At 63.6% G+C, this 19,921-nt stretch carries 23 protein-coding genes and 1 pseudogene; 13 read left to right on the top strand and 11 right to left on the bottom strand.

Annotated features, from left to right (window positions below):
* The first annotated feature begins 34 nt into the window (after positions 1–34).
* Complete coding sequence (locus tag CKW37_RS23410; protein WP_095158598.1) at positions 35–1,642, top strand: tetratricopeptide repeat-containing response regulator; 1,608 nt, start codon at positions 35–37, stop codon at positions 1,640–1,642.
* The gene (locus CKW37_RS23405) at positions 1,639–2,331 is read left to right on the top strand and encodes a sensor histidine kinase KdpD (RefSeq protein ID WP_095158597.1); all 693 of its coding nucleotides are present in this window, start codon (positions 1,639–1,641) and stop codon (positions 2,329–2,331) included. The genes CKW37_RS23410 and CKW37_RS23405 overlap by 4 nt, the downstream gene beginning before the upstream one ends.
* Positions 2,332–2,523: 192 nt before the next feature.
* On the opposite strand, the gene CKW37_RS23400 is transcribed toward CKW37_RS23405, so the two are convergent.
* Both CKW37_RS23400 and CKW37_RS23395 read right to left on the bottom strand, forming a co-directional pair.
* Positions 2,524–2,859 (bottom strand): YceK/YidQ family lipoprotein, encoded by a 336-nt coding sequence (locus CKW37_RS23400; RefSeq protein ID WP_095158596.1) that lies wholly within the window; start codon positions 2,857–2,859, stop codon positions 2,524–2,526.
* A 165-nt stretch (positions 2,860–3,024) separates the two neighbouring features.
* Positions 3,025–3,327, bottom strand: coding sequence for a DUF3077 domain-containing protein (locus CKW37_RS23395; RefSeq protein ID WP_095158595.1), 303 nt, complete (start codon positions 3,325–3,327; stop codon positions 3,025–3,027).
* Positions 3,328–3,404: 77 nt separating this feature from the next.
* Between CKW37_RS23395 and CKW37_RS32605 the strand changes: the two genes are divergently transcribed.
* Positions 3,405–3,680, top strand: a complete 276-nt coding sequence (locus CKW37_RS32605; RefSeq protein WP_143502123.1) for a hypothetical protein — start codon at positions 3,405–3,407, stop codon at positions 3,678–3,680.
* A 3-nt stretch (positions 3,681–3,683) separates the two neighbouring features.
* Here the strand turns inward: CKW37_RS32605 and CKW37_RS23390 are convergent, their stop codons facing one another.
* Both CKW37_RS23390 and CKW37_RS23385 read right to left on the bottom strand, forming a co-directional pair.
* On the bottom strand, positions 3,684–4,103 hold the full coding sequence (locus CKW37_RS23390; protein WP_095158594.1) for a hypothetical protein: 420 nt from the start codon (positions 4,101–4,103) through the stop codon (positions 3,684–3,686).
* A gap of 613 nt (positions 4,104–4,716) precedes the next feature.
* Positions 4,717–5,595, bottom strand: coding sequence for a DMT family transporter (locus CKW37_RS23385; RefSeq protein ID WP_095158593.1), 879 nt, complete (start codon positions 5,593–5,595; stop codon positions 4,717–4,719).
* A 267-nt stretch (positions 5,596–5,862) separates the two neighbouring features.
* On the opposite strand from CKW37_RS23385, the gene CKW37_RS23380 reads away from it, so the two are divergent.
* On the top strand, positions 5,863–6,351 hold the full coding sequence (locus tag CKW37_RS23380) for a GNAT family N-acetyltransferase (protein ID WP_095158592.1): 489 nt from the start codon (positions 5,863–5,865) through the stop codon (positions 6,349–6,351).
* Positions 6,352–6,390: 39 nt separating this feature from the next.
* Here CKW37_RS23380 and CKW37_RS23375 read toward each other — a convergent pair whose 3' ends face one another.
* The 3 genes from CKW37_RS23375 to CKW37_RS23365 all read right to left on the bottom strand — a co-directional run bounded on the left by CKW37_RS23375 (position 6,391) and on the right by CKW37_RS23365 (position 7,832).
* Positions 6,391–6,675 (bottom strand): DUF6555 family protein, encoded by a 285-nt coding sequence (locus CKW37_RS23375; protein WP_095158591.1) that lies wholly within the window; start codon positions 6,673–6,675, stop codon positions 6,391–6,393.
* Between the two features lie 81 nt (positions 6,676–6,756).
* Positions 6,757–7,230, bottom strand: coding sequence for a hemerythrin domain-containing protein (locus CKW37_RS23370; RefSeq protein WP_095158590.1), 474 nt, complete (start codon positions 7,228–7,230; stop codon positions 6,757–6,759).
* Positions 7,231–7,439: 209 nt separating this feature from the next.
* Positions 7,440–7,832 (bottom strand): NUDIX hydrolase, encoded by a 393-nt coding sequence (locus tag CKW37_RS23365; protein ID WP_095158589.1) that lies wholly within the window; start codon positions 7,830–7,832, stop codon positions 7,440–7,442.
* Between the two features lie 219 nt (positions 7,833–8,051).
* On the opposite strand from CKW37_RS23365, the gene CKW37_RS23360 reads away from it, so the two are divergent.
* From CKW37_RS23360 to CKW37_RS23345, 4 genes are all read left to right on the top strand, one after another.
* A complete protein-coding gene (locus CKW37_RS23360; RefSeq protein ID WP_095158588.1) occupies positions 8,052–8,936 on the top strand; it encodes a LysR substrate-binding domain-containing protein in 885 nt (294 codons plus the stop codon).
* Between the two features lie 90 nt (positions 8,937–9,026).
* A complete protein-coding gene (locus CKW37_RS23355; protein WP_095158587.1) occupies positions 9,027–9,953 on the top strand; it encodes an AEC family transporter in 927 nt (308 codons plus the stop codon).
* A 48-nt stretch (positions 9,954–10,001) separates the two neighbouring features.
* Positions 10,002–10,646 carry an MBL fold metallo-hydrolase gene (locus CKW37_RS23350; RefSeq protein WP_095158586.1) on the top strand — a complete coding sequence of 215 codons (645 nt, stop codon included), beginning with the start codon at positions 10,002–10,004 and terminating at the stop codon, positions 10,644–10,646.
* Between the two features lie 95 nt (positions 10,647–10,741).
* On the top strand, positions 10,742–11,434 hold the full coding sequence (locus CKW37_RS23345) for an OmpA family protein (protein ID WP_095158585.1): 693 nt from the start codon (positions 10,742–10,744) through the stop codon (positions 11,432–11,434).
* A 99-nt stretch (positions 11,435–11,533) separates the two neighbouring features.
* Here the strand turns inward: CKW37_RS23345 and CKW37_RS23340 are convergent, their stop codons facing one another.
* Genes CKW37_RS23340 through CKW37_RS23330 form a run of 3 tightly spaced genes read right to left on the bottom strand, consistent with a single transcriptional unit; the run spans position 11,534 to position 14,886 of the window.
* Positions 11,534–12,427, bottom strand: a complete 894-nt coding sequence (locus tag CKW37_RS23340) for an acyltransferase (protein ID WP_095158584.1) — start codon at positions 12,425–12,427, stop codon at positions 11,534–11,536.
* Between the two features lie 3 nt (positions 12,428–12,430).
* On the bottom strand, positions 12,431–14,527 hold the full coding sequence (gene pta / locus CKW37_RS23335) for a phosphate acetyltransferase (protein ID WP_095158583.1): 2,097 nt from the start codon (positions 14,525–14,527) through the stop codon (positions 12,431–12,433).
* A gap of 32 nt (positions 14,528–14,559) precedes the next feature.
* Complete coding sequence (locus CKW37_RS23330) at positions 14,560–14,886, bottom strand: DUF3565 domain-containing protein (RefSeq protein ID WP_095158724.1); 327 nt, start codon at positions 14,884–14,886, stop codon at positions 14,560–14,562.
* Between CKW37_RS23330 and CKW37_RS23325 the strand changes: the two genes are divergently transcribed.
* The 3 genes from CKW37_RS23325 (at position 14,855) to CKW37_RS23315 (ending at position 17,226) form a co-directional block, all read left to right on the top strand.
* Entirely contained in the window at positions 14,855–15,340 is a 486-nt protein-coding gene (locus tag CKW37_RS23325; RefSeq protein WP_095158582.1) for a peptidylprolyl isomerase, read from the top strand. The two genes, CKW37_RS23330 and CKW37_RS23325, sit on opposite strands and share 32 nt — an antisense overlap.
* Positions 15,341–15,486: 146 nt before the next feature.
* Complete coding sequence (locus tag CKW37_RS23320) at positions 15,487–15,969, top strand: glutathione peroxidase (protein WP_095158581.1); 483 nt, start codon at positions 15,487–15,489, stop codon at positions 15,967–15,969.
* A gap of 153 nt (positions 15,970–16,122) precedes the next feature.
* Positions 16,123–17,226, top strand: coding sequence for an NADH:flavin oxidoreductase (locus CKW37_RS23315; RefSeq protein ID WP_095158580.1), 1,104 nt, complete (start codon positions 16,123–16,125; stop codon positions 17,224–17,226).
* Here the strand turns inward: CKW37_RS23315 and CKW37_RS23310 are convergent.
* Positions 17,195–18,412: a glycosyltransferase family 1 protein gene (locus tag CKW37_RS23310; RefSeq protein ID WP_095158579.1), complete on the bottom strand. Its 1,218-nt coding sequence runs from the start codon at positions 18,410–18,412 to the stop codon at positions 17,195–17,197. The genes CKW37_RS23315 and CKW37_RS23310 overlap by 32 nt on opposite strands.
* A gap of 180 nt (positions 18,413–18,592) precedes the next feature.
* On the opposite strand from CKW37_RS23310, the pseudogene CKW37_RS33785 reads away from it, so the two are divergent.
* Both CKW37_RS33785 and CKW37_RS33780 read left to right on the top strand, forming a co-directional pair.
* A pseudogene (locus CKW37_RS33785) lies at positions 18,593–19,369 on the top strand (PAS domain-containing protein); the annotation flags it as partial.
* Positions 19,370–19,477: 108 nt separating this feature from the next.
* Complete coding sequence (locus tag CKW37_RS33780; protein ID WP_371864332.1) at positions 19,478–19,906, top strand: methyl-accepting chemotaxis protein; 429 nt, start codon at positions 19,478–19,480, stop codon at positions 19,904–19,906.
* The last annotated feature ends 15 nt before the right edge of the window (positions 19,907–19,921 follow it).

The following is a 19,921-nucleotide window of genomic DNA, read 5'->3' as shown; positions in this document are numbered from 1 at the left end:
GGCGTCTCAATTATTTCAATGACAGGTTTTGTGGATGCTGGTTTACAGCCAAAAGAGTTTTCTGATCGTCGACGACTTCACCGATTTCCGGACGTCGTTGCGATCGATGCTGCGCGAAATGGGCATCAAGGACGTCGACACCGCCGAAAGCGGTGAAACCGCCCTTCGCATGTGCGCGCAGAAGCGCTACGACTTCGTCCTGCACGACTTCCACATGGGCGACGGCAAGAAGAACGGCCAGCAGGTGCTTGAAGACCTGATGCTGGACAAGCTGATCAGCCACGAAGCGATCTTCGTCATGATCACCGCCGAAAGCAGCCAGGCGGTGGTGCTCAGCGCCCTCGAATACGAACCCGACGCCTACCTGACCAAGCCCTTCAACCGGGTCGGCCTGACCCAGCGGCTGGACAAACTGGTGCAGCGCAAAACCCTGCTCAAGCCGATTCTCCAGGCGCTGGACCGTGGCCGCCCGGCCGAAGTGCTGGTGGCCTGCGAGCAGCTCTGCCGCCAGGACCCGCGCTTCGCCCCGCTGTGCCTGCGTTACCGCGCCGACGCCATGGCCGCGCTGAACCGCCATGAAGAACTGGAGCGGTTCCTCAAGGCGATTCTGGCCAACCGCCCGACGCCCTGGGCCTACGCGGCACTGGGCAAACTGATGTTCAAGCGCGGCCAGGTCGCCCAGGCCCAAGACGTCTACGAACAGGCGATCAAAAGCTTCTCGATGATGCCCGGCCTGTACGACGGCCTCGCCGAAGTGCTCACCGCCAGCGGCGAACACCGCCGCGCCCAGCATGTGCTGGAAGACGCGGTGCGGCTGTCGCCGCTGGCGGTCAAGCGGCAGATGCTGCTGGGCAAGCTGGCCTTGGGCAACGCCGACTTCGACAGCGCTTCGCGGGCGTATCGCCAGGCCGTCAGCCAGGGCCAGAACTCGCGCTTCAAAGACCCGGAAAGCAACCTCGGCCTGGCCCAGGCGCTGATCAGCAAGAACGCCGGCAACGGTCTCGATGCGCGTACCAGGGTCGAGATCAACCAGGTGCTCGGCGATGTCGCCAAGGAATACGGCGAAGACCAGGGCCTGCAAGTGCGCGCCCGCCTGATCAAGGCCACCGGCCTGCAGCAGGCCGGCGACGCCGAGACCGCCGCCAAACTGACCGAGGCAGCCATGGCCCGCCTCGACACCATGGACCAGTTCTTCTCCGCCGAAGCTGCCCTCGCCGTGGCCGCGCAGCTCAAGCAACTGGGCCAGGAAGACGCCGGCAAATCGATTCTGAAAAACTGCGTCGAGGTCTACGGCGACGACAACGCGGTAATGAAAAACATCGCCAAGCTCACCGACGATCCTTCCATCCTCGGCGCTGGCAACGAAGCGGTCGACCTCAACCGCCAAGGCGTGCGCAGCTACCAGGCCGGGCAGATGACCGAAGCCCTGGAACTGTTCCGCAAGGCGCTGAAACTGCAACCGAAGAACATCAGCATCGCCCTCAACACCGCCCAGGCGCTGCTGCGTCTGGGGGGTGAGCAACCGGCGGCGGCGGTGCTGCAGGAATGTCGCGATTGCCTGGCCAAGGTGGCCGGCATTCCCGATACCGATCCGCGCTATGAGCGCTACCGCAAACTGCGCATCCGCGCCGTGGGGACATGATGTCTAAGCAATCGGGGCTGGATTTTTCCACGGTGATCGCCTCCACCGTGCACGACATGAAGAACTCCCTCGCCATGCTCATGCAGGCCCACAGCCAGTGGCAGGCACGTCTGCAGGACCAACAGCACCACGCGCCGGAGCAGGTGGTGATCGAGCACGAGTTCGCCCACCTCAACGGCATGCTCGTGCAGTTGCTTGGCCTGTACAAACTGGGCATCAACCAGTTGCCGATGCTCCCTGACTACCACGACCTCGATGACTTTATCGGCGGGTTGCTCGCTGGCTACGAGGGCATTCTCGTCAGCCGCGACATCGTTGCCCGCTTCGAGATTGATGAGGCTACGCCGCTGGGCTTCTTCGACCGCGAGCTGGTGGGGTCGGTGGTGTCCAACATCATCAACAACGCCACCCGCTATGCCGGGCACGCGTTGCTGGTGACGGTGCGGGAAGAGGGCGAGATGCTGGTCATCAGCATCAACGACGACGGCACCGGCTTCCCTGCGAAGATGATCGAGCAGCAGGAGCAGTATGTGCAGGGCATCGAACACAGCACCGCGAGCACTGGCCTGGGCCTGTACTTCGCCGCCCGCATCGCCGCGCTGCATGAGCGTAATGGCGTGCAGGGCCGGATCGAGATTGCCAACGGCGGGGCGTTGGGAGGCGGGTTGTTCAGGATGTATTTGCCGTGATTGATGGGGGATTTTAGTCTGTCATCGCTGCGGCTCGGTGGCTCGACGATCTGGCTTGCCAGCGATGAGCATGGATATCTACACATCTCGCAGGCAAGTAAAAAGCGTCATATCACCGCAAACTGTAGGAGCGGATGAATCCGCTCCTACAGGATTGCAAGTGGCTGACGAGGCCCTCAAACCCATCAGAAATCAGTGGCGCAACTCGATATTCCCATCCCCAACCTGCCGATAAATCGTGTACGGCAGGGCCAGTGTGTCCAGCGCACCGGAAAGCGCGATATCCCAGATCACGAACGGAATGCCGCCGGGTGACCCAGGGGCCTCGGTGGACGGATTGGGTGCGCCATTGAGAATGCAGAAGTTGTAAATCGCACCGCTGTAGACACGGGGCAGCGATGAACACTGGGTGCGCCATTCCTTGAGATTCTTCGCGGTGACATCATCGCCGCGCACAACGGTGTTGAAGGTTCCACACCCTGAGAGCAAAAAGCCGATAACGGCCAGCAGGTAGTAGCCGGGATTCATGAGGGTCAGCTCCGATGCAGTGAGCGGGCAATTATTCCCCATGCCTGGCGGTAGGACAGTCAGCCGGGCTTTGCGCCTGCGTAGGACGGAAATGGCCTTGGTGTCAGCCCCTTCTTCAGAACAGCGGTGGGGCCGCGAATGCGGCCCCCGCAACATTCAGCCGGCTCAGCGCGCGGCCTGTTGCCTCGCCACGCCTGCCAGTAATGAATCCACCAGCGCCTGCGACATCTCGAGGACATGCTGGGTGGACCAGAGCAATTCGCTCATTCCGCTGTTGGTTTCCGCTGTTTCGCAGGCCAGGTAATTACTGTCCCACGACAAACGCAGCAATCCCGCGAGCTGCTCCAGGGCGTGGCCGATTTCGACACCGTCGCAGACGGCGAACAAGGGGGCTTTTGTGGTCGGGAAAGGGCTGAAGGGATGGTGGGTAGTGGTGATGGGTGGTGGATCGGGGACGAGCTTTTTCATGGGTAACCTCTCACGATTAGTGGAGTCACCTCAGTCACCGGTAGAGTTTGAAAAGCGTTACGCAATGAGCTTGCAAGGTGTCCAGAGAATCCGGGGCGATTCACCGTGGGGTTTCCATCCTGGAAAGTGATGCCCCGCATAGTACTCAGCCTTATGCGGCGCGTGGGCATCGTTTGAGTGTCAGCATCCACCTTCCCGCAACCTTGACAGCGACCCAATACGCCACCTACCTGACCTCGCGCCGGCACCTGACCGACAGCGCCAGCCTGATCCTCGGCGTGCGGATGGTGGACTGGCGCGAAGATAAAAGCTGGCCGTACAGCCCCGGCGCCACTACCAAGGCCATGTGTTAGCTGCTACTCCGAGTGGTCCGTGTCCTGCCCACCAAAGATGTTGGAACGGCTCGTCGAGCTGCTGCCGTCGCTGTTGTTGGTGTCTTGCCCGCCGAAGATGTTCTCCCGGCTGGTTGAGCGACGCCCGTCGCTGTAATCGGTGTCTTGTCCACCGAAGATATTGGAGCGGCTGGTAGAGCTGGTGCCGTCGCTGTTGTTGGTGTCCTGCCCGCCGAAGATGTTTTCGCGGCTGGTTGAGCGGCGCCCGTCGCTGTAATCGGTGTCTTGTCCGCCAAAGATGTTGGAGCGGCTGGTGGAGCTGGTGCCGTCGCTATACTGACAGTCCTGTCCGCCGAAAATGTTCTCCCGACAGGTGTCGGCGAACGCCTGGGACAAAGGCGAGGCGAGCAGGACCGCACTCAACAGCACAACCTTGAGTTTCATGGGTGTTTCCTTACGAGGGGGCTCGTGATTTACGGGAGGTTTTCAGGCCCGCGCAGGTCATGGGCGAGGGCGCTGCCACAGCGGAAGTGGCAGCTTGCTATTACAGACTGGGATGTCGAAAACAAGTTTCTGAGGGCGGGATATTTTTTTGCTGTGGAGATGCGCTGCGGCTGTCGGCGCGGAGTAGGACAACCCCGCCGTGGCCGACGGCGGCAATCGCAAACCGCCAACCGCTCACCATTCTGTGGGAGCGGATTCACCGGACGCCGTTTCGCGGTGACCTGACGTCCTGTGCCGCCTACAGCATGAACTGGGTGTTCCAGATCAATGCCTCGACCCGGCAGTCGGCTTGTTCACAGGCTTGGTAATTGGATTCGGTCGCCGAGCGAAGCAACCTCGACAGCTGTTGCAGACCGTTTTCAACATCGGCATGGGGCCAGGCGACGATCTGCGGGTGGCAGGCGGCGGCCGGGTGGTTTGATAGAGGAAGAGAATGGGGGATCTGGAACGATCTTTTTCATGGCGTCTACCTTGCAGTTGGAGCCGCCACGAATTCGCTGTCAAACAAATGGGTGGCAGCCGTACGCGGGGGATCAAGGCTTCAAGCGGGCTTCTATTTCCGCCCACTCAACGCCAGCCCCACCCCACCCAGCACCACCACCGAAGCCCCCACCAGCCTCATCGACACCGGCTCACTCAACACCATCACCCCGCCCAGCGCGGCGATCACCGGCACGCTCAACTGCAGGGTCGCAGCCTGTTGCGCGCTGATCTGTTTGAGGACGCCGTACCACACCGCGTAGCCAGCGCCCGAGGCGAGGATGCCGGAGCCGAGGGCATAGAACAGGCCGGCAGAGCCGATCCGCAGGTGCCCGGCGAACACCGCCGCCAGCGCCGGCACCAGCAGCAGTGGCAGGGCACGGGTGAAGTTGCCGGCGGTGTCGCTCACCGGGTGGGTCGAGCCCCTGCCAATCAGCGAGTAGGCGCCCCACGCAATGCCCGATACCACCATGATCAGCGCGCTGCCCGGCGCAGGGGCGTTGGCGCCGGGCAGGAGCAGGGCAACCAGCCCGGCAAAGGCGATGAGCATGCCCAGCAGCACCCGCGGAGCAACGCCGTCGCCCCGCAGCCAGGAGACCGCGAACATGGTGATCTGCACCGCGCCGAACAGGATCAACGCCCCGACGCCAGCGCCCAGTCGTACGTAGGCGATGGAAAACAGCCAGGCATAGAGAAACAGCGCCAGTGCGCCTTTCCAGCTACCGCCCAGTGGCGTGCCGGGCTGGCGCAGCCTGACCAGCAGCAACAGGAAGGCCGCACCGCTGAGCAGGCGCACGGCGGTGAAGCTGTGCGGGTCGATGGCGTCGTTGACCAGGGCCAGGCGGCAGAAGATCGAATTGGCGGCGAAGGCCAGCAAGGCGAAGGCCGCAGGGCCGATCCAGTGGGTGGGGGCGGGGAGGGCTACAGCGTCCGTCGTCTTGTTGTTATTCATCTGAACGGTTCGGTCCTGTTGCATTGAATGCATCGAATGCCTGCTTGGCAGGCGCTTTGTGCAATTGATAGCGGACATTCGCGGCGCCCACAAAGAAGTTTTTTTTCGTCGACCCCACACTGTTTCTACCGATAGTGCTTTGGTCGCACGGGCGCGGAGGCGGCGGCAACGCCGGCAAATCTGTATGGCAGGCGGGTCCGGGATCTGTGTCTAACGGCCCGGTACGGGTTGCGCGAGAATCTGGAACTCCGACCAAGGTACGACGCAATGAACGACATTCCCGGTGATCTCGACTTCTCTGGCTTTACGCTGCGCCGGCTTGAAACGGGGGATCGCGAGATGGTTTGCCGTCATCGCGAGGCGATGTTTCTCGAGGCCGGTGGCGATGCGCAGAACCTGCGGCGGATGACGCAGCACTTTCGGCCCTGGCTGGAGCCACGCCTGGCAGACGGGCGCTATTACGGGTTCGTGGTGCTGGAGGGCGATGCGCCGGCGGCGGCGATCGGGTTGATGAGCATCGAATGGCCGCCGCATCCGGCGCACCCGGCGGTCGATCAGCGCGGGTATGTGCTCAATGTCTACGTCGAGCCGGGGTATCGGCGCCGCGGGCTGGCGTCGAAGTTGATGCGGCTGGGAGAGGCGGAGTTCGCGCGGCGCGGGCTGGGGTTCGCGATATTGCATGCCACCGAGGCGGGGCGGCCGCTGTATCAGGCGCTGGGCTGGGCGGGGACGGCGGAGATGGCGAAGGGGTTGTGATGAGGGCCGCGTTGCGGCCCTTCGCATGCGTTGCGCGGCTCAATCGGACTCGGCGAATTTCTTCGGGTCGACCGGCGTCGGTACGAATTCCTGGCCCTGGCCGGAAACCCTCCATCTGACATTGGCGATGCCATAGCGCTCGGCCATGGGTCGGCTGACTTTCTTGATCTTCTGCTGACCAAAACGCGGTATCACACCCACCCCGGCATCGCAGCTCGCCCAGTGCCAGGCCTCGACGTTGTCCATGTGCTCAAGACGGATGATGAATGAGCGCTGCTTGCCCTGAAGCTCGTAGTCGATGACGTACAGTTGCGGTCCTGCCATTGAAATCCCCTCCTTTGTTTCTGCCCATGAGCCAGGGACTCACGGGTCATTTCACGTTCAAAGCGGTGCGCGGCAGGCGTTCTAGGCCGATGCCTGGCCGCGGAAGGCTTTTTTGTACTCGGCCTTCATCGCTTCCATCTGGGCACCCAGCTCCTCCAGCTTGGCCTTGCCCAACAGCTTGCGAGCCTGCGGGAACATCTCTTTTTCCTCTTCCTCGATATGGTGCTCGAGCAGTTCCTTGACGACCTTCACCCGCCCGGAAAACTCCGGAGTGCCAGGGTCGGTGTGCTTCAGGTCGGGCAACACCAGGGAGTCCACGGTGCGGTGCTCTTCCTTGGCTTCGTAGTACATGACGTCCTGTTCCTTGCCGCCCTCGGACTTGAACGCGGGGTAGAGGATTTCTTCTTCGAGCTGGGTGTGCAGGGTGATTTCCCGCTCCAGTTTGGCCAGCAGTTCGGTGCGTTTTTTGACACCGCGCTCGGTGGAGTCGCTCAGCTCGGCCAGCAGGGCCTTGACCCGTTCGTGATCGCCTTCCAGCAGGTCGATGGCATTCATGGTTTTCTCCAGGCATAAGGTGCGCGCCGGCAGCGGTGGCGCCGGCGCTGAGTTATCCCTGGGAATATTGCGAAAGCCGTGCCGCTTTTGGCTGAGGGGTTATCTATTGAAAATCATGGGCTTACAGATAGATGGCGAAGTGCCGCGTCTGCAATTTGCATGACGGACCGCTTGGTCACCGTGCAAAGTGCGGCGCTCGGTTCGCTCGATCAGGCGCTCAAGGCGGGCAGTTGACGGCTTATCAGGGCGGCGGCGGTGGGGGTGAGCAGGGTGGCGGTGAGCGCGTCGCGGCGGACCCATTTGCAGGCGACGATTTCGTTGTCGGCCACCGCGTCGGCGTAGTCGCCGAGCTGGGTGGTGAAGATGTGATGGACGACCCCGTCGACCTCCAGGGTGCAGAGCTGCAACAGGCCGAGGCTGCGAATGCGGGTTTCTTCTTTCAGCTCGCGGGCGGCGGCTTCGACGGGCTGCTCACCGGACTCGATGGTGCCGCCGGGGAAGTTCCACTTGCCGCCCTTTTTGCGCACCAGCAGGACCCTGCCGCTGCGCAGGCAAATGATGGTGGCTCTGGCCTTGAGGCTTCGGCGATTTTTCCCTGGCATTGGCGTGTCCCGTTAGGTGAATTTCCGGGACGGGATGTCACTCGCACGTCAAGCACAACCCGTCTTCTGTCGAGACTTTCTCTGAGGATAGCGAGTTCAAACGGATTGACACTATTGTGAGCGACAGAGGGCAGGTCCATTCGCGACAGCCGGCGCCCAGCGCAGACGCATCGCCGCCGGATTGCTAATCTGTAGCGACTTTTCCCACGGATCTTTCCCATGTCATTGCGCGCCCTGCGAACCCTGGTTGCCATCGCCCAGCACGGCTCGTTCGCCCGCGCCGCCGACGCGGTGCACCTCACGCAATCGGCGGTGAGCCTGCATATCCGTGGCCTTGAGGAAGAATTCAACGCGCCGCTGTTCGACCGCTCGCGGCGCTTGCCGGTGCTGACCGAGGCCGGGCACCTGGCGCTGGAGCGGGCGCGGGAAATCCTCGCGCTGTACGACAGCATCGCCGCCGAACTCGGCGAAGACGGCGAGTTGCGCGGGCGCCTGCGGGTGGGGGCGATTCACACCACGCTGGCCGGGCTCTTGCCCAAGGCCCTGGCCGCGCTGAGCGCCGAGCACCCGCATCTGCGGGTCAACGTCGCCTCGGGCATGTCGGCCGAACTGGCGACGCGGGTCGAGGCGGGCGAGCTGGACGCGGCGGTCACCACCGAGCCGGTCAAACCGCACCCGTACGGCTTGGTCAGCACTTCGTTGTACGAGGAAGGGTTCTGGATCATTGCGCCGCTGGCGTTGGCGCAGGTCGAGCCGCGGCGCTTGTTGCAGGAGCAGCCCTTCATCCGTTTCGACCGCCGGGCCTGGGCCGGGCGCACCATCGAGCGGGAGTTGCGGCGTTTGCGCCTGCGGGTGCGGACCACCATGGAGCTGGACAGCCAGGAGGCGATTATCCAGATGGTCGCCAGCGGGCTGGGGGTGTCCATCGTGCCGTCGTCCCGGCGCAACCTGGAACGTCTTGGCCTGTTGGCCCTGATGCCGTTCGGTGATCCGCAACGGACCCGCCAGGTGGTGTTGATCGAGCGCGAAGACCGGCCGAGGGGTCGGCTGGCGGCGGCTCTGGCCCAGGCGGTGCGCCGCCAGGCTGCGCTGACTGATGAGTAAAACTTGAGGATGGCTCAAGAATTCATCGTTTTTAATCAAGCATCCGGGTCTTTATCGTAGCGCTCATCCCTTGGTGCCCCGGAGTGCGCGATGACCCTTTCCCTGCTGTTGGCGCTGTTGCCCATCGCGTTGTTGATCGCCCTGGGTGCCTGGCTGCGACACAGTCAGTTCCTCGCCGACGGCTTCTGGCCGCAGGCCGAGCGCCTGGGTTACTACGTGCTGCTGCCGGCGCTGTTTCTTCACGGCCTGTCCACAGCCAGGCTCGATGGCGTGCCGGTGCAAGGCATGGTGCTGGCGCTGGTGTCTTCCACGGTATTGGTCGCGGCACTGCTGGTGGCGTTGCGGCGCTGTTTCCGTGTCGATGACGCGGCGTTCACCTCGGTGTTCCAGGGCGGCGTGCGGTTCAACAATTACGTCGGCGTTTCGGCGGCGGCCGGCTTGTTCGGGGCGCAGGGCATCGCCCTGGCGGCGGTGGCCAACGCCGCCATCGTGCCGACCGTGAATATTCTCTGCGTGTTGGTGTTCGCCCGGTATGGCACGGCGGGGCGGCTGTCGTTGGGCGGGGTGGTGAAGCAACTGGCGTTGAACCCGCTGTTGATGGCCTGCGCCGGCGGCATCCTGCTGCATGTCACCGGGTTGGGCTTGCCGCTGGCGATCGAGCCATTGCTGAAGACGCTGGGCCAGGCCTCGCTGCCGCTGGGCCTGCTGTGCGTGGGCGCGGCGCTGGACCTGCGCGCGGTGCGCAGTTGGCTGCGCCCGGTGGGATTGTCGTCGGTGGCGAAATTCATGGTGATGCCGCTGATCACCCTCGCGGCCTGCCACCTGTTCGGCCTCAAGGGCGAGGCGGCGGTCGCGGTGTTGCTGTTCCAGGCGCTGCCGACCGCCTCGTCGTCCTACATCATGGCCCGGCAACTGGGCGGCGATGCGCCGCTGATGGCGGGGATCATTGCCGGGCAGACGCTGTTGGCGGCGCTGGCGTTGCCGTTGGCGGTGAGTGTGCTGCTGCCCTGGATCTGAGGGGGCGGGTGGGGCCAGAATGGCCGATTCGCCTGAGAGGACGCTGCCATGAATCCCGCACCCACCACGCTTATCCGCGAAACCTTCCCCGTCGGCCCGTTGCAGTGCAACTGCACGATCATCGGTGATCCCGTGACGAAGAAAGCGATTGTCGTCGACCCGGGCGGCGACCCGGACCTGATTATCAAACGCCTCGACGCCCACGGCCTTAAGGTGGTCAGCATCATCCACACCCACGCCCATCTCGATCACTTCCTGGCGTCCGGGCAGTTGAAAGAGAAGACCGGCGCCACCCTGCACCTGCACAAGGACGATCAGTTCTTGTGGGACAACCTCGAGATGCAGTGCCGCATGTTCGGCGTGCCCTATGTCCCGGTCCCTTCGCCGGACCGCTGGCTGGCGGATGACGAGGAACTGGCCTGTGGTTGCGGCGTGGCATTGCACACGCCAGGGCATACGCCGGGATCGATGAGTTTCTGGTTCGCCGACGCCAAGCTGTTGATCGCGGGCGATACCTTGTTCCGTCGTGGAATTGGCCGCACCGATTTGTGGGGCGGCGACCAGGCGACTATCGTTCGTTCGATCAGAGAGCGGTTGTACAGCCTCGATGAAGAGGCGACGGTGGTTGCCGGGCATGGTCCCGACACCCGCCTGGGCGAGGAAATGCGCCAGAACCCGTTCGTACGGGCCTGATGCCCGCGGGGAATTTTTCCACCCGGCCGCGTTCCAAGGCTGGCAGAGGACCAAGAGCGTCCGTTGCCTATACGAATTACTGCAGGAGCTTGTCCATGTTAACCATGCGTCGTTTGATTATCGTCGCTACCGCCGCCGCCCTGATGTCCGGCTGTGCCAGCCAGAATCCCTATGACAACCAGGGTCAGGCACAAGGCTCCACAGGGATGAGCAAAACCGCCAAGTACGGCGGCCTGGGCGCACTGGCCGGCGCCATCGCCGGTGCCGCCATCGACCACAACAACCGCGGCAAGGGCGCGCTGATCGGCGCCGCCGCAGTGGGCGCAGCCGCCGCAGGTTATGGCTACTACGCCGACAAGCAGGAAGCCGCACTGCGTGAAAGCATGGCCAACACCGGCGTTGAAGTTCAGCGCGAGGGTGACCAGATCAAGCTGATCATGCCGGGCAACATCACCTTCGCCACCGACTCGGCGAACATCGCCCCGAGCTTCTATTCGCCGCTGAACAACCTGGCGAACTCGTTCAAGCAGTTCAACCAGAACACCATCGAAGTCGTCGGTTTCACCGACAGCACCGGCAGCCGCCAGCACAACATGGACCTGTCGCAGCGCCGCGCGCAGGCGGTCAGTACTTACCTGACTTCGCAGGGTGTTGATTCGTCGCGGGTGAGCGTGCGCGGCATGGGCCCTGACCAGCCGATCGCGAGCAATGCCGATGCCAACGGGCGGGCGCAGAACCGTCGGGTCGAGGTGAATCTGAAGCCGATTCCCGGGCAGAATTATCAGTGATTTTCGCGACGGTTCGGCGCCCCGACAAGCTCGCTCCTACAGGGACATGCAACACCTGTAGGAGCGAGCTTGTCGGGGCGCCGAACCGTCGCGATGCTCTCAACGCGATTTCAACTTTTCCAACCGCCCATCCTTCACTTCCCACAACCGGTTGATCCAGCGCTGGAACTCCGCCCGGTACACCTCATCCTGGTCATAGCTGCGACCGAGGAAATCCTCTGGAATCGCCAGTTCCTCGAACTGCACCTCGATCCGCCGCACTCGTCCGCATAACAGATCCCAGAACCCCGGCGCGCCTTCGGGGTAGTGGATGGTCACGTCGATGATCGACTCCAGTTGGTCACCCATCGCATCCAGCACGAAGGCGATGCCGCCGGCCTTGGGCTTGAGCAGGTGCTTGAACGGTGACTGCTGCTGGCGATGCTTGGCCGCGGTGAAGCGGGTGCCCTCGGCGAAGTTGAAGATCGCCGTGGGTTTGCCGCGGAATTTCGCGCAGGTCTTGCGGGTGGTTTGCAGGTCCTTGCCGCGTTTTTCCGGGTGCTTGTCCAGGTACGCCTTGCTGTAGCGCTTCATGAACGGAAAGCCCAGTGCCCACCAGGCCAGGCCAATCACCGGCACCCAGATCAGCACCTGCTTGAGAAAGAATTTCAGCGGCCGGATGCGCCGGTTGAGCACGTATTGCAGCACCAGGATATCGACCCAGCTCTGGTGATTGCTGGTAACCAGGTAGCTGTGCTGGTAGTCCAGCCCGGCCAGGCCCTCGACCTGCCATTGGGTGTTGCCGATCAGATTGATCCAGGCGTTGTTGTTGCTGATCCAGGTTTCGTGGATACGCCGCATCAGTTCGTCGGTAACCCGCTGCGCCGCCGCGAACGGCAGGCACAGCTTGAACAGGCTGACGATGAACAACGGCGTGCAGCAGACAATGGTGTTGAGCCCCAGCAGCAGTGAGGCGATGACTCCGCGCACTGGCGCGGGCAGGGAAGCGAGCATGGGTCAGTCGTCCATCGAGCGGTTGGCCTGGATTGCGGTCAGGGCGATGGTGTAGACGATGTCGTCCACCTGGGCGCCCCGCGGCAGGTCGTTCACGGGTTTGCGCAGGCCCTGCAGCATCGGCCCGAGGCTGACGCAATCGGCGCTGCGCTGCACCGCCTTGTGGGTGGTGTTGCCGGTGTTCAGGTCGGGGAACACGAACACCGTGGCGCGACCGGCCACCTGGCTGTTGGGCGCCAGTTGCCGGGCGATGTCCTGGTTGGCGGCGGCGTCGTACTGCAACGGGCCGTCGATCAGCAGGCCGCGCTGGGTTTCCTGGGCGAGCAGGGTCGCTTCGCGGACCTTTTCCACTTCTTCGCCGCTGGCCGAATCACCGCTGGAATAGCTGATCATCGCCACGCGCGGCGCGATGCCGAAGGCTTCTGCGGAGTCGGCGCTCTGCAGGGCGATTTCCGCCAGTTCCGCGGCGCTCGGGTGCGGGTTCATCACGCAGTCGCCGTACACCAGCACCTGCTCCGGGAAGAGCATGAAGAACACCGACGACACCAGGCTGCAGCCCGGCGCGGTCTTGATCAGTTGCAGGGCGGGGCGGATGGTGTTGGCGGTGGAGTGGACCAGCCCGGAAACCAGGCCATCCACTTCGTCCAGCGCCAGCATCATGGTGCCGATCACGACCGGGTCTTCCAGTTGCTGTTCGGCCATCGGCGCGTTCAGGCTCTTGCTCTTGCGCAGGCTGACCATCGGTTCGACGTAGCGTTCGCGGATCAGGTCAGGGTCGAGAATCTCCAGCCCCTCCGGCAGGGTGATGCCTTGCGCACGGGCCACGGCCTGGACGTCATCCGGCTTGGCCAGCAGCACGCAACGGGCGATGCCGCGGGCCTGGCAGATAGCGGCGGCCTGCACGGTCATCGGCTCGGCGCCTTCGGGCAGGACAATGCGTTTGTCGGCGGCCTGGGCCTGCTGGATCAACCGGTAGCGGAACACCGCCGGCGACAGGCGCATCTCCCGCGGCGTGCCGCAGCGCTGGTGCAGCCAGTCGGCTTCGAGGTGGCTGGCGACGAAGTCGGTGATGATTTCCGCGCGCTCGCGGTCATCCACCGGGATTTCCTTGTTCAGACCGTTGAGCTGGTTGGCGGTGTCGTAGGAGCCGGTGCTCACAGAGAGGATCGGCAGGCCGGCAAGCAGGGCGCCCTGGCAGAGTTCAAGGATGCGCGGGTCGGGCTTGCTGTCGCTGGTCAGCAGCAGGCCGGCCAGCGGCACGCCGTTGATCGCCGCGAGGCTCACGGCGAGGATGATGTCGTCGCGGTCGCCGGGGGTCACCACCAGGGTGCCGGGCTTGAGCAACGGCACGGTATTGGCCACGGTGCGGGCGCAGATGATGATCTTGTTCATGCGCCGGGTTTCGTAGTCGCCGGCGTTGAGCACCTGGGCGCCGAGCAGGTCGGCGACGTCACGGGTGCGCGGGTCGTTGAGCCCTTCCTGGAACGGAATGCAGCCGAGCAGGCGGAAGTCGCCGCTGCGCAGCAACGGCGAGTGCTCGCGCAGGCGGCGGGCGAACTCGGTGATGCTGTCGTCGCTGCGCACCTTGTTGAGGATCACGCCGAGGACTTTCGGGTCCTTGGGGCCGCCGAACAGTTGCGCCTGCAACTCGACCCGGCCGGACAGCTCGGCGAGCACGTCGTTTTCCGGCGCGGAGACCAGGATCACCTCGGCGTCGAGGCTCTTGGCCAAGTGCTGGTTGACCCTCGCAGCATAGCTGGCGTGCCGGGTCGGGACCATGCCTTCGACCACCAGCACGTCCTTGTCGACGCAGGCCTGTTGATAAAGGGTGATGATTTCTTCGAGCAATTCATCCAGTTGGCCGTCGCCGAGCATGCGCTCGACATGGCCCAGGCTCAGTGGCTTGGGCGGCCTCAGGCCGTGGGTGCGCGAAACCAGTTCGGTGGAGCGTTCAGGGCCGGTGTCGCCGGGGTGCGGCTGGGCGATCGGCTTGAAGAAGCCGACCTTCAGGCCGGCCCGCTCCAGCGTGCGGACCAGGCCGAGGCTGATGGAAGTCAGGCCGACGCCGAAGTCGGTCGGCGCGATGAAAAAAGTCTGCATGCGAGCTTCTCGAAATGAGCTGTGCAAAAGAGTCAATTGACAAGGGTATCGCTATCGACCCCCTGAGCGCACCAGCCGCAGGCAAAAGGCTGGCCGATGCGGCGTTGACGCTCGGCGGCGTCGAGCACCCAGGCCCGCGATTGCCACGGCGGCTGGTGGCGCAGGTGTTGGGTGTGAGCGCAGGACAATTCGGCCACCCAGTGGCCGTCTTCGTCCTGATGAAACCCGGTAATCCGGCTGACCCGTCTGTCCGGGTTGCGTTCGCTTTCAGGCGAGGCGTTGGTTACACTTGCTCGCTCAACATTCTTATGCAAAAGGTCTCGCCCCATGCTGATTGCCGCCAATAAGGCTGTCTCCATCGACTATACCCTGACCAACGACGCTGGTGAGGTCATCGACAGCTCCGCCGGCGGCGCCCCGCTGGTGTACCTGCACGGTGCCGGCAACATCATTCCGGGCCTGGAAAAAGCCCTGGAAGGCAAAGGCGCCGATGAAGAGCTGGACGTCACCATCGAGCCGGAAGACGCTTACGGCGAATACCTGGCCGAGCTGGTCAGCACCCTGAACCGCAGCATGTTCGAAGGTGTCGACCAACTGGAAGTTGGCATGCAGTTCCACGCTTCGGCGCCGGATGGCCAGATGCAGATCGTCACCATTCGCGACCTGGACGGCGACGACGTTACCGTTGACGGCAACCACCCACTGGCTGGCCAGCGCCTGAACTTCAAGGTCAAGGTCGTCAGCATCCGTGATGCCAGCGAAGAAGAAATCGCTCATGGCCACGTCCATGGCGAAGGTGGCCATCACCACTGATTTTCTGCGCTAAGCTCAAAAAGTCGCGAAGGCGCCTTGGCCCTTCCGTCGTGCAACCCGCAAGGGGGCATGCGGCAGGCCGGGCGCCTTTTTAGTGGGCCGCATCCGTGCGGTGACCGGCAGGGATCTGTAGAGGGGAGTACGTCATGAGTGCATTTCACGACCTGAAGTTGCAGGCATTGGACGGCAAGGAACTGTCCTTGGCGCCGTTCAAGGGGCAGGTGGTGCTGGTAGTCAATGTCGCCTCCAAGTGTGGTCTGACACCGCAATACGCCGCGCTGGAAAATCTCTATCAGCAGTACAAGGGCAAGGGCTTCAATGTGCTGGGCCTGCCGTGCAACCAGTTCGCCGGGCAAGAGCCGGGCAGCGAGGCGGAGATCGCCGAGTTCTGCAGCCTCAACTACGGCGTGAGCTTCCCGCTGGGCAGCAAGCTGGAGGTCAACGGGCCGCATCGGCATGCGCTGTATCGGCTGCTGGCGGGCGAAGGCGCCGAGTTTCCGGGGGACATCACCTGGAACTTCGAGAAATTCCTGGTGGGCAAGGACGGGCGCGTGCTGGCGCGCTTCTCGCCGCGTACTGCGCCGGATGATCCGACGGTGGTGCAGGCGATCGAGAAGGCGCTGGCCTGAGTCTTTGCTGGCCTTGGGGCGCCGAACCGCAGCGATGAGGCCCCCAGGACCACCATCAGACCTTTACCGCAAAATCACCCAAATCAATAGTACTGGGCCCTCCCTCAACCCCACCCTATCCTCAAGCGCTCTTGCCACCCCACGGAGCGCCACATGTCCGCCAACCCACTGTTCACCCCCTTCCAACTGGGCGCCCTGGAGCTGCCGACCCGCGTGGTCATGGCGCCGATGACCCGCACCTTCTGCCCCGGCGGCGTGCCCCACGCCAAGGTGGTGGACTACTACCGTCGCCGCGCTGCGGCCGGTGTCGGCCTGATCATCACCGAAGGCACCACGGTCGGCCACAAGGCCGCCAATGGCTACCCGAACGTGCCGCGTTTCTATGGTGACGACGCCCTGGCCGGCTGGAAGAAGGTGGTCGAGGCCGTGCACGCCGAGGGCGGGCGCATTGTTCCGCAACTCTGGCACGTGGGCAGCGTGCGCCGCATCGGCACCGAGCCGGACGCCAGCGTGCCGGGCTATGGCCCGAGCGAGAAACTCAAGGATGGCCAGGAAGTGGTCCACGGCATGAGCCACGAGGACATCCAGGACGTCATCGCCGCCTTCGCCCAGGCGGCCCGCGACGCCAAGGCCATCGGCATGGACGGCGTGGAAATCCACGGCGCCCACGGTTACCTGGTCGACCAGTTCTTCTGGGAAACCAGCAACCGCCGCGACGACGAATACGGCGGCGACCTGGCCGGCCGTTCGCGCTTCGCCATCGAACTGATCCAGGCCGTCCGTGCCGCCGTCGGTCCGGATTTCCCGATCATCTTCCGCTTCTCGCAGTGGAAGCAGCAGGACTACACCGCGCGCCTGGTGACCACGCCCGAGGCGCTGGAGGCTTTCCTCAAGCCGCTGTCCGACGCCGGCGTGGACATTTTCCATTGCTCGACCCGGCGCTTCTGGGAGCCGGAGTTCGACGGCTCGCCGCTCAACCTGGCCGGCTGGACCCGCCAGCTTACCGGCAAGCCGACCATCACGGTCGGCAGCGTCGGGCTCGATGGCGAGTTCCTGCAGTTCATGGTGGACACCGACAAAGTGGCGCAGCCGGCCAGCCTGGAAAACCTGCTGCAGCGCCTGAACAACGAGGAGTTCGACCTGGTGGCGGTTGGCCGTGCCCTGCTGGTGGACCCGGATTGGGCCGCCAAGGTACGCGATGGCCGCGAAGCCGAGATCCTGCCGTTCAGCCGTGAGGCGCTGACGAGCCTGGTTTGACCAACACGCTCCGGTCGCTGTGGGCCGTCTGCTCGGGATGCAGCGGCTCGCAGGCATCGCGCAGGTGTTCTTCGAACTGTTCGATGATCGTCGGCCAACCCTGACGGCTGGCGTGCTGGCGGGCATTGAGGCGGACCCGACGAAGGGTCTCGCGGTCCTCCAGCAGCCAGCAGGCGGCGTCGATGAAGGCGGCCGCGTCGCCGGGCATCGCCAGCGCGCCGTTATGGCCGTGGCGGATATGCTGGCCCGCCGCGGCTTCGTCATAGGCAACCACGCCCAACCCTGACGCCAGGGCCTCCAGCACCACATTGCCGAATGTTTCGGTCAGGCTCGGAAACAGAAAGATATCCCCAGAGGCATAGTGCTCGGCCAGGTGTTCGCCGCGTTGCGGGCCGCAGAACACCGCATCCGGCAATTGCTCCTGCAACGCCGCCCATTGCGGGCCGTCACCGACGATCACCAGGCGCATGCGCCGCTGTGGATATTTCTGCTGCAACACTTCCAGGCTGCGCCCGAGCATGCCCAGGTTTTTCTCCGCGGCCAGGCGGCCGACATAGAGCAGGGCGATATCGTTTTCGCCCAGGCCCCACTGTTCGCGTAGGGCCGGATTGCGTCGTGCCGGGTTGAACAGACAGCCGTCGACGCCGCGAGACAGCAGCGTCAGGCGTTCGAAGCCGCGGCGTTCCAGGTTCAGGCGCTGGCTCGGGCTGGGCACCAGGGTGCTGTGGGTGCGGTGATGGAACCAGCGCAGGTAGTGCGTCAGGGCGCGGGCCAGCAAGCCCAGGCCGTACTGGCTGGAATACTGCTGGAAATTGGTGTGGAAGCCGCTGACCACGGCAATTCCCAGGCGCCGCGCGGCGCGCAGGGCGCTCAGGCCCAGCGGGCCTTCGGTGGCGATGTAGAGCACGTCCGGCCGGTCCCGCCGCCAGCGTCGCAGCAGCTTGTGCATCGACACTTGTCCCCACTGCAACCCCGGATAACCAGGCAGCGGCCAGCCGCGGCAGAGCAGTTGGTCACTGTCGGCCTGCCCCGGCGGGTCATCGCTTTGCCGCGGGCGCACCAGCTCGACCCGGTGGCCGCGCTGGCGCAGGCCTTCGCTGAGGCGACCAAGGGTATTGGCCACGCCATTGATTTCCGGTGGGAAGGTTTCACTGATTAGGGTGATATGCAGCGGGAGTGTTGTCATGATGGCCAGTCTCCGGCGACCAAATTGCGCCGGTATGACATTCTGGTGACGTATCCGTGACGCCCGATCCCTAGCGTTTTCGGACCGCGAAATATTCCCGGTTTTACTGCTCAAGAATGGCCACCTGTCAGCCGATAAAAGCGACATTCCGAATGACGATTTCGCTCCAGGAGAGCGTTGATGTTCAACAGCAAATTGAAAAAAGAAGTTCTCGAATTACGCGAAGAACTGATGTCCCTGGAACAGGTAAAAGGCAGCCTCGACAGTGAAATGCTGGTGCTTCAACTAGACCCCAACGGGCGCATCGAGTCGGTGAATGGCAACTTCGAAAGAGAGATGCTGTACAACAGTTCGCAACTGCTAGGCCGGCATATCGAGGAGATCGTCCCCGATCACGTCAAACCGCTGGATTTCTATCAGCGCATGCGCCATGCGATCAACCGTGCTGAACACCTCAACGGTGCTTTCCGCCTGCTGCGGGGCAATGGCGAGGAAGCCTGGTTGCGTTCGATCCTGCAGCCGGTGAAAAACAGCGATGGCCGCGTCAAGTATTTCACCCTGCACTCCAGCGACCTGACCCGCACCATCGAAAGCTCCCGCGAGCACGAAAGCCTGATCAAGGCGTTGATGCGTTCCACCGCGGTGATCGAATTCAACCTCAATGGCGAGGTGCTCAGCGCCAACGACCGTTTCCTGCGGACCATGGGCTACACCCTTGAGCAGGTGCGCGGCAAACACCACCGTATGTTCTGCGAGCCGGAAGAGTACAACTCCGCCACCTACCAGGCGTTCTGGGAGAAGCTGCGTCGCGGTGAATTCGTCGCCGAGCGCTTCAAGCGCATCGATGCCCATGGCCGTACCGTGTGGCTGGAGGCCTCGTACAACCCGATCATCGACGCCCATGACGTGCTCTACAAAGTGGTCAAGTTCGCCACCGTGATCACCGAGCAGGTCAACCAGGAAAACGCGGTCGCGCAGGCGGCCGATATCGCCTACAGCAACTCGGTCGCCACCGACGAGAGTGCACGTCGTGCCACTGAAGTCGTGACCCAGACCGTGGAAGTGATGCGCGGGCTGGAAACCTACATGCAGGACGCCGCCAGCGGCATCGAAGCGCTGGACAAGCAGTCGCAGATCATCGGTTCGATCATCAAGACCATCAGCGACATCGCTGGCCAGACCAACCTGCTGGCGCTCAACGCCGCCATCGAAGCGGCCCGCGCCGGCGAGCAGGGCCGCGGCTTTGCCGTGGTTGCCGACGAAGTCCGCCAACTGGCCTCGCGTACCAGCAGCGCCACCGAGGAAATCGCCCGCGTGGTGCAGCAGAACGAGCAACTGGCCAAGGCTGCGGTGGACATCATCGACAGCAGCAAGCGTCAGGCTGAACAGGGCCTGGCCCTGGCCGGGCAGACCGGCACGGTGATCGTCGAGATTCAGGACGGCGCGCAGAAAGTGGTGAATGCGGTAGGACAGTTCTCCAACCAGCTCAAGTAAGGGCGGGAAAACGAT

This window comes from Pseudomonas sp. Irchel 3E13 (assembly GCF_900187455.1).
In the GTDB taxonomy this organism is placed as follows: domain Bacteria; phylum Pseudomonadota; class Gammaproteobacteria; order Pseudomonadales; family Pseudomonadaceae; genus Aquipseudomonas.
This window is presented reverse-complemented; position numbering and strand designations above follow the sequence as displayed.